The 13,009-nt window shown below is 66.2% G+C and carries 8 protein-coding genes; all 8 read left to right on the top strand.

Annotation, left to right across the window (positions count from 1 at the left end; translation table 11 throughout):
- Positions 1–26 precede the first annotated feature (26 nt).
- Positions 27–3,731, top strand: a complete 3,705-nt coding sequence (locus L1892_RS17770; protein WP_235724974.1) for a nitrate reductase subunit alpha — start codon at positions 27–29, stop codon at positions 3,729–3,731.
- A complete protein-coding gene (gene narH, locus L1892_RS17765) occupies positions 3,731–5,395 on the top strand; it encodes a nitrate reductase subunit beta (RefSeq protein ID WP_235724973.1) in 1,665 nt (554 codons plus the stop codon). The genes L1892_RS17770 and narH overlap by 1 nt, the downstream gene beginning before the upstream one ends.
- Complete coding sequence (narJ, locus tag L1892_RS17760; protein ID WP_235724972.1) at positions 5,392–6,078, top strand: nitrate reductase molybdenum cofactor assembly chaperone; 687 nt, start codon at positions 5,392–5,394, stop codon at positions 6,076–6,078. Before narH ends, narJ begins: the two co-directional genes overlap by 4 nt.
- Positions 6,075–6,821 carry a respiratory nitrate reductase subunit gamma gene (gene narI, locus L1892_RS17755; protein WP_235724971.1) on the top strand — a complete coding sequence of 249 codons (747 nt, stop codon included), beginning with the start codon at positions 6,075–6,077 and terminating at the stop codon, positions 6,819–6,821. The genes narJ and narI overlap by 4 nt, the downstream gene beginning before the upstream one ends.
- On the top strand, positions 6,818–8,038 hold the full coding sequence (locus L1892_RS17750) for an MFS transporter (protein WP_235724970.1): 1,221 nt from the start codon (positions 6,818–6,820) through the stop codon (positions 8,036–8,038). Before narI ends, L1892_RS17750 begins: the two co-directional genes overlap by 4 nt.
- A gap of 291 nt (positions 8,039–8,329) precedes the next feature.
- On the top strand, positions 8,330–9,001 hold the full coding sequence (locus L1892_RS17745; RefSeq protein WP_235724969.1) for a MarR family transcriptional regulator: 672 nt from the start codon (positions 8,330–8,332) through the stop codon (positions 8,999–9,001).
- Positions 9,002–9,003: 2 nt separating this feature from the next.
- Positions 9,004–12,237, top strand: coding sequence for a helicase HerA domain-containing protein (locus L1892_RS17740; RefSeq protein ID WP_235725041.1), 3,234 nt, complete (start codon positions 9,004–9,006; stop codon positions 12,235–12,237).
- A gap of 104 nt (positions 12,238–12,341) precedes the next feature.
- On the top strand, positions 12,342–12,944 hold the full coding sequence (locus L1892_RS17735) for a DUF4262 domain-containing protein (RefSeq protein ID WP_235724968.1): 603 nt from the start codon (positions 12,342–12,344) through the stop codon (positions 12,942–12,944).
- Positions 12,945–13,009: the final 65 nt, after the last annotated feature.

Genomic DNA, 13,009 nt, shown 5'->3' with positions numbered 1-13,009 from the left:
GGCATGAGCTCGTATGGTTACGGCTTATGGGCCGGTCAGCGGGGGTTGACGGTGAAGCGGCGAAGGCTCTGCTGGACATCGGCAGATTCTTCACCCGGTGGGACGAGTCTGACGACGGTCGCGCGGTGTTCCGTCGCGGCGGTCGCGACGGTGACGTGTTCTACCGCGACCGCTGGAGCCACGACAAGGTGGTGCGTTCCACCCACGGGGTCAATTGCACCGGATCGTGTTCGTGGAAGGTCTACGTCAAAGACGGCATCATCACCTGGGAAACCCAGGAAACCGACTACCCGTCCGTAGGTCCCGACCGTCCCGAGTACGAACCCCGCGGATGCCCGCGAGGGGCGGCTTTCTCCTGGTACACCTACTCACCCACCCGCGTCCGCTACCCTTATGCCCGCGGAGTTCTCGTGGAGATGTTCCGGGAAGCCAAGGCACGCCTGGGTGATCCGGTACTCGCCTGGGCCGATGTCGTCGACGATCCGTTGCGCCGCCGCTCCTATCAACGCGCTCGCGGCAAGGGTGGACTAATCCGGGTCTCGTGGGACGAGGCGATCGAGATCGCGGCCGCCGCCCACGTCCACACCATCAAGACCCATGGACCAGACCGGTGTACCGGCTTCTCCCCCATTCCAGCGATGTCGATGGTGTCGCACTGCGTCGGAACCCGGTTCATCCAGTTGATCGGCGGCGTGATGACGTCGTTCTACGATTGGTATGCCGATCTGCCGGTCGCCAGCCCACAGGTGTTCGGCGACCAGACCGACGTTCCCGAATCGGGCGACTGGTGGGATGCGACCTACCTGCTGATGTGGGGTTCCAACGTCCCCGTCACCCGCACCCCGGACGCCCATTGGATGGCCGAGGTCCGCTACCGCGGCACCAAGGTCGTCACCGTGAGTCCCGATTACGCCGACAACACGAAGTTCGCCGACGAATGGCTGCCCGCGCAGGCCGGCACGGACGCGGCGCTGGCGATGGCAATGGGACATGTAATTCTGACCGAGTATTTCGTACGGCGCCGCACACCGTTTTTCGATGATTACGTACGCACCTACACCGACCTGCCGTTCCTGATCCACCTCGACGAGCACGACGACGGATCGTATGTGCCCGGAAAGTTCGTCACCGCCGACGAACTCGACCTCGCCGCGTCTCCCGACGAAGACGTGTGGAAGACCGTACTGTTGGACGAGAACACCGGGCAACCCGTGGTCCCCAACGGTTCCATGGGTTTTCGCTACGCCGATTCCGGCATGGGCAACTGGAACCTCGATCTCGGCGGTGTCCGCCCCGCATTGAGTCTGCACGGCGCATCCGCCGAACCCGTGATGGTGGGCTTCCCGGCGTTCGACTCGCCCGACGGCAGCGGGACGGTGCTACGTCGCGGCGTGCCCACCCGCCGTGTCGGTGGGCACCTGGTCACCACCGTGTTCGACCTGATGTTGGCCCAGTACGGCGTTGCCCGTGACGGGCTGCCCGGCGACTGGCCGAGCGGTTACGACGACACCACCATCCCCTACACCCCGGCCTGGCAGGCCGAGATCACCAGTGTGCCGGCCGAGTCGGCGATCCGGATCGCCCGCGAATTCGCCACCAACGCCGACGAATCCGACGGTCGGTCGATGATCATCATGGGTGCCGGGATCTGCCAGTGGTTTCACGGCGACGCCACCTACCGGGCGATCCTGTCGTTGCTGATCCTCACTGGGTGTATGGGCCGCAACGGCGGCGGCTGGGCCCACTACGTGGGTCAGGAGAAGTGCCGACCGATCACCGGGTGGATCTCGCTGGCGAACGCGCTGGACTGGACCCGACCACCACGCACCATGACCGGAACCTCGTTCTGGTACATGCATACCGACCAATGGCGCAACGACGGCTACTCCACCGCTTCGCTGGCCTCTCCCCTGGCACGTGGGGTTCTTGGCGACCAACACACCGCCGATGCGATCGCCCAGTCCGCACGCCTGGGCTGGATGCCGTTCTACCCGCAGTTCTCGGCCAACCCGCTCGAGGTGGCCGAGGCCGCCGACGCAGCCGTCGCGGCGGGCGACGCCGACGACGTGGGCAGCTACGTCACCCAAGAGCTGACGTCGGGCGCTCTCACACCGTCGATCGCCGATGTGGACGCCCCCGAGAACTGGCCCCGCACATTGGTTCTGTGGCGCTCGAATCTGATGGGATCATCGGCGAAGGGCAACGAGTACTTCCTGCGTCACCTGCTGGGCACACACCACAACGTCCTGGGTACCGAGAACCCCAACACCCCACGACCGCGCGACGTCGCCTGGCACGACGACGCACCCGAGGGCAAGCTCGACCTGTTGGTCTCAGCGGATTTCCGGATGACGTCGACGACGTTGCTCTCCGACGTGGTGTTCCCGGCCGCGACGTGGTACGAGAAACACGATCTGTCCTCGACGGATATGCATCCGTTCGTGCACGCTTTCACCCCGGCGATCGATCCGCCGTGGGAGGCCAAGACCGACTTCGAGATGTTCCATCTGCTCGCGCGAAAACTTTCCGACCTCGCTCGCATACACCTCGGCGTGCGCAGCGACCTGGTGAGCGTGCCGTTGCAACACGACACACCCGGCGAGACGGCGCAACCCCATGGCCGGGTTCGGGATTGGGTGCGCAGTGATGCGCCTGCCCAACCGGGGCACAACACGCCGGTTTTCAGCGTGGTCGAACGCGACTACACCGCCATCGCCGACAAGTTGGCCACCATCGGGCCCCTGGCCGACTCGACGGGCTTCACGGTCAAGAACATCACCTACGACCTCGCCGCACAGACCGCCAGACTGGCCGAGGCCAACGGGGTCATGCTCGGCGGTGCCGGCGACTCCCGACCCGCGATCGACACCGACGCCAAACTCGCCGAGGCCATCCTCACCCTGTCGGGCACCACCAACGGCGAACTGGCCGTCAACGGCTTTGGCAAGCTCCAACAGCGCGTCGGGATGCCACTCGACGATCTTGCACGCGGGTCCGAGGAGAAGCGAATCCGGTTCGCCGACACCCAGCAGGCGCCGGTGCCGGTGATCACCTCGCCGGAATGGTCCGGATCGGAGACCGGTGGCCGACGCTATGCCCCGTTCACCGTGAACATCGAACGGCTCAAACCGTTCCACACCCTCACCGGGCGCATGCACTTCTACCTCGATCACGACTGGATGATCGACATCGGCGAGTCGCTGCCCATCTACCGCCCACCGCTGGACATGCACCTGCTGTTCGGCGAACCCAAGCTGGGTCCCGATGGCGGCCGGCAGATCACGGTGCGCTACCTCACGCCACATTCCAAGTGGTCCATCCACTCCGAGTACCAGGACAACCTGTTCATGCTGTCGCTGTCCCGCGGCGGACCGACCGCATGGCTCAGCCCGCAGGACGCCGCAGCCATCGACGTCTGCGACAACGACTGGATCGAATGCGTCAACGCCAACGGCGTGGTGGTCTGCCGGGCCATTGTCAGCCACCGCATGCCTGCAGGTGTCTGCTATGTCCACCACGCCCAGGAACGCACCATCGACGTCCCGAAGTCGGAGGCCACCGGCCGCCGCGGCGGCATTCACAATTCGACCACCCGCCTGCTGGTGAAGCCGTCCCACCTGATCGGCGGCTACGCGCAGTTGTCGTATGCCTTCAACTATCTCGGCCCCACCGGCAATCAGCGCGACATGGTCGCCACGATCCGCAAACGCAACCAGGAGGTGACGTACTGATGCGCGTGATGGCCCAGATGGGCATGGTGATGAACCTGGACAAATGCATTGGCTGCCATACCTGCTCGGTCACGTGTAAGCAGGCCTGGACCAACCGGGCCGGCACCGAGTACGTCTGGTTCAACAACGTCGAAACCCGGCCGGGACAGGGTTATCCGCGGCGCTACGAGGACCAGGACCAGTGGCGCGGCGGATGGAAGCTGAACAAGCGGGGCCGCCTGCGGCTCCGCACGGGTGGAAGGTTGCAGAAGCTCCTCACGCTGTTCGCCAGCCCGGTGCAGCCCACCCTGGACGACTATTACGAGCCGTGGACCTACGACTATCAGACCCTCGTCGACGCCCCGCTCGGCGACGATTTCCCGGTCGCGCGCCCGAAGTCGCTGATCACCGGCGAGGACACCAAGGTGACGTGGTCGGCCAATTGGGACGACAACCTCGGTGGCGCACCGGAAATGGGTCGACTCGACCCGATCGTGGCCAAGCTGCGCCGCGAATCCGAAGACGCGATCAAGTTGAGCTTCGAACAGACCTTCATGTTCTACCTGCCGCGGATCTGCGAGCACTGCCTCAACCCGTCGTGTATGGCGTCGTGTCCGTCGGGCGCGATCTACAAACGGTCCGAGGATGGCATCGTTCTCGTCGACCAGGACCGATGCCGCGGCTGGCGACAGTGCATCACTGGTTGCCCCTACAAGAAGATCTATTTCAACCACAAGTCCGGCAAGGCCGAGAAGTGCACCTTCTGCTATCCGCGGGTCGAGGTGGGGCTACCCACCGTGTGCTCAGAGACGTGCGTCGGGCGGTTGCGTTACCTGGGCCTGTTTCTCTACGACGCTGACGCCGTCACCGACGCGGCATCGACCTCCGACGAACAGGACCTTTACCAGGCCCAGCTGGACCTCTTGCTCGACCCGGAAGATCCCGAGGTCATCACAGCAGCACGTGTACAGGGCATCCCGGACGACTGGCTCGACGCCGCCCGTCGGTCACCGGTGTACGCACTGGCCAAGAAGTACCGCGTCGCATTGCCCCTACATCCGGAATACCGCACCATGCCGATGGTCTGGTACGTTCCGCCGCTGTCGCCGATCGTCGATCTGCTCACCGATCAGGGCCACGACGGCGAGAGTCACCGCAACCTGTTCGGGGCCATCGACGCCTTGCGCATCCCGGTGGACTATCTCGCCGAATTGTTCACCGCCGGCGACAGTTCGGTGATCGAGAACGTGCTGCGCCGCCTGGCTGCGATGCGGGCGTACATGCGTAATGTGACGCTGGGCCGCGAGCTCGACGCGTCGATTCCGGCCGCAGTCGGCATGACCGAAGAAGAGATGTACCGCATGTACCGGCTGATGGCGATCGCCAAATACGACGAACGCTACGTCATCCCGACCGCGCACCTCGAACAGGCGCACGACCTCGAAGAGATGGGCTGCTCCCTCGACTACGACGACGGGCCCGGCATGTTCGACTCGTCGGCGTTCGGGGAGGCCAGCGGGCGCCCGGCACCGGTGTCGGTGGAGACGTTCCATGCCCTGCGGCAACGTCAGACCACCGACACCGCTGCGGGCTCCGACTCGTTGGCCGGCCGCACCAACCTGCTCAACTGGGACGGCAACGGAGCCCCCGACGGCCTGTTCCCGCGACGATCGGAACGCACATGAGGTGGCGCCGGTCGCGGACCGCCGACCCCGCCGTCATCGCCCAGGCGGCCTCGGTGTGCCTGAGCTATCCCGATGACGACACGCTGGCGCTGGTCCCACTTCTCGACGCCGCACTCGCCGAACAACCCGCCACCGACCAGTCAGTCGCCCCGCTTCGCTCGTTCGTCACCCACCTTCGCGACACCGATCCAATGACGCTGCGGCAGCACTACATCGAGATCTTCGACCTCTCTCGTCGACACACCCTCTACCTGTCGTACTGGTCTGCCGGGGACACCCGCCGGCGCGGCTCGGTGCTCAGCGAATTCAAACAGCGCTACCGCGACAGCGGCTTGTTGGTCGACCTGCGCGGAGAATTGCCCGATCATCTGCCCATCGTGCTGGAGTTCACCGCCCGCGATCGGTATGCCGGCACCCAACTCCTCGTCGAGCATCGCCGGGCCCTTGAGTTGCTGCGTCTGGCACTGGAAGAGCGGCAGACTCCCTATGCCGACGTCATCGGCGCCGTGTGCGCAACCCTGCCGGGCGTCTCGCCAACCGAACGCGACGCGGTGATGGCGATGCGAGATGCGTCCGCACCCGTCGAAACGGTGGGGTTGGCCCCGTTCGATCCACGTCTGCTACCGCTCACCCCAACGGCCGTCGGCACCCAACCGATGTCGAGATCACAGGCGAACCAATGAACGTGGCGCTCTGGGGAGTCCTACCGTACGTGACGCTGCTGCTGCTGATCGGCGGCACCATTTGGCGGTACCGCTACGACAAGTTCGGCTGGACCACCCGATCCTCCGAGCTCTACGAGTCCCGGCTGCTCCGGATCGGGTCACCGCTGTTCCACTTCGGCATTCTCGTGGTGATCATCGGCCACGCGATGGGTTTGGTAATCCCCGAGTCGTGGACGGAGGCGATCGGGGTCTCCGAGCACCTCTATCACGTCGTCGCCGCCGGCTTCGGCCTGATCGCGGGGGTCGCGACCTTGGGTGGAATCGCGATTCTGATCTACCGCCGACGGCGTACCGGGCCGGTCTTCATGGCCACCACGGCCAATGACAAGTTGATGTACGTGGTCCTCACGGGCGCACTGGTTCTGGGCGTCTACATCACCCTCATCGGCACTCTGCCCGACGCCGAGGGCGTCAATTATCGCGAGACCGTGTCGCCGTGGTTCCGGTCGATCTTTGTGCTGCAACCCGATGTGGATGCGATGGCCGCCGCACCGCTGCGCTTCCACATCCACGTGCTCGTCGGGATGTTGGTGTTCGCGATGGTGCCTTTCACCCGGCTCGTCCACGCCTTCACCGCGCCGGTGCACTATCTGTTCCGACCCTACATCGTCTACCGCAGCCGGGATGTCGCGCAGTCGCCCGGCAGTCGCTCGTACCGGCCCGGTTGGGCGCCCGTCGGAACAAAGGATCGCCAGCGATGACCACCGCCACGTCGACCCCGGCAGATCTCCGGTCGGGTCAGACCCTCAACCTCGCCCTCGCGACGCTTGCCTTCTGCATCAGCTTCTGGGCATGGAATCTCATCGCTCCGCTCGGTGTGCGCTATGCCGAGGTCCTGCACCTGTCGTCGACCCAGAAGTCGGTGTTGGTCGCGATCCCGATCATCGTCGGTTCGGTGGGGCGCATCCTCACCGGCGCACTCACCGACCGATACGGCGGCCGGTTGATGTTCCCCGTTCTGCTGATCGCGACCGCACCCTTCGTGGTGTTGGTCGCAGTCGCCGGCGAGGTCGGGTCCTATCCGATGATGCTCGTCGTCGGCTTCTTCCTCGGTATCTCCGGCACCACGTTCGCGGTCGGCATCCCGTTCGTGAACGCCTGGTATCAACCGTCCAAGCGCGGTTTCGCCACCGGTATCTTCGGCGCCGGTATGGGCGGGACCGCGTTGTCGGCGTTCTTCACGCCGCGCTTCGTCAGTTGGTTCGGCTACGTCACCACCCACGTGATCGTCGCGGCGGGACTGGTCGTGGTGGCGGTGATCGTGTGGATGTTCATGCACGATTCGCCCGCCTGGCAGCCCAATCGCGCGGCCGTGACACCGAAACTCATCGCCGCTGCGAAACTCCCCATCACCTGGCAGATGTCATTCCTTTACGCAGCGACCTTCGGTGGTTTCGTCGCCTTCTCCACCTATCTGCCCACCTATCTCAAGGACATCTACGACTTCGACCTGCAGGCGGCCGGCACCCGCACCGCGGGATTCGCGGTCGCAGCTGTCATCGCACGACCCATCGGAGGCGTACTGTCCGACCGGTTCGGACCCAAGCTGATCACCTTCATCTCCTGCGCCGGTGCTGCGGTGCTGGCGATCTGGATGATCACCGAGCCTCCGCTGGAGTTCCTGGCGGGCCTCGACTTCGTGCTGATGGCGGTCTGCATGGGACTCGGGTCGGGATCGGTGTTCACCTGGGTCGCGCAATCCGCCCCGACCGAACGAGTGGGATCTGTCACCGGCATCGTCGGCGCCGCGGGCGGCCTGGGCGGCTTCTTCCCGCCGATGGTGATGGGCGCGACCTACAACGCCGAGGAGCACAGCTACACGGTCGGCCTCGCATTGCTCGTGGTCTTCGCGACCGGCGCCGCGGTGTTCACGCTGTTGGGAATCAAACGGGGGCCGGTCCGCGAGCACGCGACATAGCGCGTCGCGACACCCGAAATCGCGGCGCCGGCCGACGACGGCGGGACATCGCCGAGCCCACGGTGGCGCCGACCGATATATTTCTCTCGATGACTGTCGCTTCCCGCCATCGGCCACTTCCCGCGATCACCGCCGAGATCGTCCGCCGATGATCGATGGCCTACCCGCGGCGATGTCCGTCGACCCGAGCCGCGCTCGACGCGCGCGTACACCACCGCGCCGTGCCGCGCAGATCAGTGACGCCGTGTCGGCAGACCATCTGGCTTCGCGACCGACGAGGAGTCACTGACGTTGGATCACGCCTCGCTGACACCGTCGCAGAGCGCGGTGCTGTTCGTCTTGTTGTCCCAGGCACGGGAAGTACCCAACCCGGAGCTGCGCCGCCTGGCCCCAGAACTCACCCGCAGGAGCCGCGAGACGCTCAACGACCTGGGCCTCATCGAGTCGGTCCGCGGACCGCGCAACAGCTACGTGCATGCGCTCACCGACCGTGGATGGGCGTGGTGCAGCCGGGAACTCGCAGCCGATCCGCCCCACCGATCACAACCCCCGATCCGGGCCCTGTACGCGGTGATGGCTGCCATCGGCCGCTACCTCGATACCGAAGATCTGCGGCTGCACGAGGTGTTCCGTCCGGCCGAACAGCCCATCACCGAACAGCCCGACACCGAGCCATCCGGGTCCGACCGATCCGCGACGATCGGCATCGAGAGCCGAATCCGATCGGCCTACCACGATCTCGCGCCACGTCCGGGCGCATGGGTGGCGGTGGCGGCGCTGCGTACTGCCCTGTCCGACGAGGCCGCCGACACCGTCGACGACGCGTTGGTGAACCTCCAGCGCAGTCCGGGGGTGAGTCTGATTCCGCAAGAAGACCGGGCACTGCTCAGTAGAGCCGACCGCGACGCCGCGGTGGTCGTCGGCACCCAGGAGTGTCATCTCTTTGCCATCGAGGAGCTGTGATGATGGATGAACGCACCCGGCAGGCGTTGGAATCGATACGTCTCGACTGGGCCGCCACCCCGGACGACGTCTGGGGAGCCCAGGCTCCCTTGCATGTCCCCGGCCTGCACGAGTCCACCGTCGACGACATCATGCGCGCCTTCGTCGACGCGCAGCGCAGCAAGGGGACGAGCCCACTCGGTGTCGCCGTGCGGGGTCCCGCAGGCGCCGGGAAGACACATCTGCTCGGTCAGGTGCGCGAACGCGTCCAGGCGGGAGGCGGGTACTTCTTCCTGGTGAAGCTGCTCGATGGTGAGGACTTCTGGCGTTCGGTGTTGGTTGCCATGTTGGAGGACCTCAGCCGGCCCACCCCGACGCACCGCTCCCAACTCGCCCAGCTGCTCGACCGACTCGGCACGGCCACCGGCGTCGAACCCGACGACCTGGCGGCGGTGACCGGCGAGACGTCGGTGACCCCAGACATCCTGGATCGGTACGTGACCGCCGTCTACACCACGCACTCGCGGCACCGCCGACGGTCTCAGCACATCTTGCGCGCGCTGGTGCTGACCGAGGCCGACGACTTCGCGACCAAGGATCTCGGCGAGGCGTTCCTGCACCTCGACGTCGACGACAGCGAGGAGCTCGCGGAGTGGGGAATCCGCAACGCACGCCTGGGCTACCAGGAGATCGTCGAGAACATCTCGCGCATCATCGCTTTCGACAATGCGACGGTGCTGGCCATCGACCAGATCGACACGCTGATCGAGGCGGCCAAATCAGAGAACCGACACGACGAGAACTCGGTCGAGAAGGTGGCTCACGGCCTGATGTCCATCCGCGAGACGATGAGCCGGACGGCGGCCGTGGTCTCCTCGATCACCGCAGCGTGGGAGTATCTCGAGGCCAATGTCATGGCGTCGGCGATGGACCGGTTCCGCCAGCCACCACGACTGCAGCGTCCGCCATCTGCCGACTTCGGTCGGGCGTTGCTGGCCAAGCGGTTCGCGCCGTGCTTCGCCGAGGCGGACTTCATCGCGCCGTATCCCACCTGGCCGGTCTCGGACGCCGCACTGTCGGCGTCCGTCGACTTCACCCCGCGGGAACTGATGCGGACCGTCGACCGGCACATCGGGGCATGCCTGCGCGCCGACGCCTTCCGCGAGATGGCGTCGTTGACAACCGACACGCCGGTCGAGCCGGTACCCACCGACAACGAAAGACCGGAACTGGCACAACTCGATCAGCGCTTCGCGGAGCTGCTCGCGGCGGCCGATCCCTCCCTCGCCCTGACGCCGGAGTCGGAGGATCAGACCGTGCCGGCTCTGTTGCAGGCCGGGTTCGCCTCCTGGATCGAGGCACTCGGCGACACCGGTGACGCCTTCCGCCAGGACCCCAAGCCCAGTCCCAAAGCCGTGCTCCACGGACGGATCACGCGGATTCTCGATCCCGAGACCGATGCCGAGGAATCGTGGAGCTTCCGGGCCGTCTCGGCCACGCACCCACGCTCGGTGCAGGCCCGTCTCGCCAACGCGACGACCGCCGCCGGGCTGTCACTCGGCAGCGCCGCACGCACCCTGGTCATCCTCCGCCGCGGCCCCTGGCCGTCGGGGGCCAAGACCGCGCAGATTGTCACCGAACTCCACCAGCGGGGTGGACGGGTCGTCGCCTGGACCGACGACGACATCACGGTCCTCACCGCACTCGCGCGGATACGTTCGGAGCGTTCGGAATTTCTCAGCGAATGGACCGCCCGCCGAAACCCCGCCGCGCGAGTCGGCTTCATCGCGGAGATCCTCGAGCCCGCCGCGCGCGCCGTCCCGCCTGCCGCAACGGTCGACGACCTCGTCCGGACCGACCAGCCGGCACGACACGAACGGCCACGGGGCCGCTCCGCCGTCACGCCCGATCGCAGCGGCGACCGTTACGCGGTGTCCGCGCTCAGTGAGTCGGCCACGAGTGTCGTGCTCGGCGCCGCCGCACGGCCACCCGCGCCGATCATCAGTGGCGATGCCGACGCCGGGACGATCACCATGGGTGCAGAGGTCGGGTCCGGACGTCCGGTCACCATCGCGCTCGAGGCCCTGCGCAAACACACCGCGATCTTCGCCGGGTCCGGTTCCGGCAAGACCGTCCTGATCCGACGGATCGTCGAAGAATGTGCGCTGCAGGGTGTCTCGTCGATCGTGTTGGACGTGAACAACGATCTGTCACGGCTCGGCTCGGCATGGCCGCACGACGAGCGCACGTGGGCCGACGACGCGGAACGCGACAAGGCCGCCGACTACATCGCCGGGACCGAGGTCGCCGTGTTCACCCCGGGCCGTTCGTCGGGCCGTCCGTTGAGCTTTCGCCCGCTCCCGGATCTGAGTGAGGTCGCCGACGACGCGGACGAGTTCGAGGCGGCCGTGGAAGCGGCGACGGCCGGACTCATCCCCCGGGCGATGGTCGGCGGCAAGACCGCCAAGGCCACGCAGTCACGGGCCGTGTTGATGGACTCTCTGCGCTATTTCGGTCGACGGCAGTCCGGCGGGATCGTCGAGTTCATCGATCTGCTGACGGACCTGCCCGACGACGTCAGCGGACTGCGGGAGGCGCGCCGCTATGCCGCCGAGATGGCCGAGAACCTCAAGGCCGCACGCGCATACGACCCGCTCTTCGGCGGCACCGGAGCGCCCGCGAACCCCGCGGTCCTGCTCACGCCGTCTCCCGGGTATCGCGCCCGCGTCTCGGTGATCAACCTCTCGGCATTGGCCAGCGATGACAAGAGACAGAACTTCGTCAACGAACTGCAGATGGCGCTGTTCGCGTGGATCAAGAAGCACCCAGCCGAGGGGCGGCCGCTCGGCGGACTCTTCGTGATGGACGAAGCGCAGAACTATGCGCCCGCCGACCGTGGCACCGCCTGCCTGCAGAGCACGTTGGCGTTGGTGTCGCAGGCACGCAAGTACGGACTCGGCCTGGTGTTCGCGACGCAGGCACCCAAGGGTCTCAACGCCAAGATCCCCGGCAATTCCGCCACGCAGTTCTTCGGCATGCTCAACGCACCTGTGCAGATCGCGACCGCACAGGAGATCGCCCGCGCGAAGGGCAGTTCGATCGGCGACGTCGGCCGCCTGAGCACCGGCGTGTTCTACGTCGCGCGCGAGGGCGCCGGGTTCACCAAGGTGACGACCCCGCTCTGCTTGAGTCATCACCCGCCGAGTCCGCCTACCGAGGACGAGGTGGTTGGGATCGCGCAGCGATCGGCAAGCTGATCCGCGCTGCGCCGATCGCTCGTCTCCTTCGGCCGCTTGGAGCCGGATGAACCTGTCGGACCCGCCTGGTCTACTGGACCGCACCTTCGAACAAAGGAGCGAACATGTCCGACCACGCCGCCGCGATCCGGGGGTTGCCGCGATGGCATCCCGAGCCGCTCGTCCAGGACACGATCCATCGCATTCGAGCACACGGGTGGTCGGTGACCGCGGTCTCGGAGTTGTGCGCCGAGTGCGCGGAGGAATGCGAGGTACCCGACTGCGCCTTCGCCTATTCCACCGGCCTAACGCTGCATTCGATCCCCGAGCTGATCGTCTACGGCCTAGACGCCGCAACCTCCGGCGCGGTGATCAACGAACTCGGGGACCTGCTGCATCGGTGCGACTGGACCGAACTCGTGCAGGCCGGCACCGAGATCTGTGTCGCCGCACTGGATGTGCCGCTACGCCTCGTCGAACTCATCGACAAGGACGACATGTGCGTGAGCAACGTCCTGTTCCCCGACGCGCCCGCCCTGCAGGTGATCTGGCCCGACGACTGGGGTCACTTCCCTTGGGATGAGGCGTACGCGCTCGAGCCGGAGCATCAACCGGTGAAGGGCGTTCTGTCCGATCCAGCGGTCCCGATCACCGGACCGCGAGTCATCTCGCGCAGCTACGGTCCCAACCGGAAGGAACGCCGGCGACGGAAACCCACTGCCGGGTAGCACGATCGGCCCCACCTCCGTCGTGGAGGTGGGGCCGATCGCCAAACCCTTCGAATCCGTAGTAG

It is taken from the genome of Gordonia tangerina (assembly GCF_021556435.1).
Classification (GTDB): domain Bacteria; phylum Actinomycetota; class Actinomycetes; order Mycobacteriales; family Mycobacteriaceae; genus Gordonia; species Gordonia tangerina.
Note: the sequence above shows the minus strand (reverse complement) of the source record. Positions and strands in the feature narration are given on the sequence as shown.

Excerpts from the sequence above, each read along its gene's own strand:
- L1892_RS17770 (WP_235724974.1), top strand. The coding sequence starts at position 27 with ATGGGCCGGTCAGCGGGGGTTGACGGTGAAGCGGCGAAGGCTCTGCTG.
- narH (WP_235724973.1), top strand. The coding sequence starts at position 3,731 with ATGCGCGTGATGGCCCAGATGGGCATGGTGATGAACCTGGACAAATGC.
- narJ (WP_235724972.1), top strand. The coding sequence starts at position 5,392 with ATGAGGTGGCGCCGGTCGCGGACCGCCGACCCCGCCGTCATCGCCCAG.
- narI (WP_235724971.1), top strand. The coding sequence starts at position 6,075 with ATGAACGTGGCGCTCTGGGGAGTCCTACCGTACGTGACGCTGCTGCTG.
- L1892_RS17750 (WP_235724970.1), top strand. The coding sequence starts at position 6,818 with ATGACCACCGCCACGTCGACCCCGGCAGATCTCCGGTCGGGTCAGACC.
- L1892_RS17740 (WP_235725041.1), top strand. The coding sequence starts at position 9,004 with ATGGATGAACGCACCCGGCAGGCGTTGGAATCGATACGTCTCGACTGG.
- L1892_RS17735 (WP_235724968.1), top strand. The coding sequence starts at position 12,342 with ATGTCCGACCACGCCGCCGCGATCCGGGGGTTGCCGCGATGGCATCCC.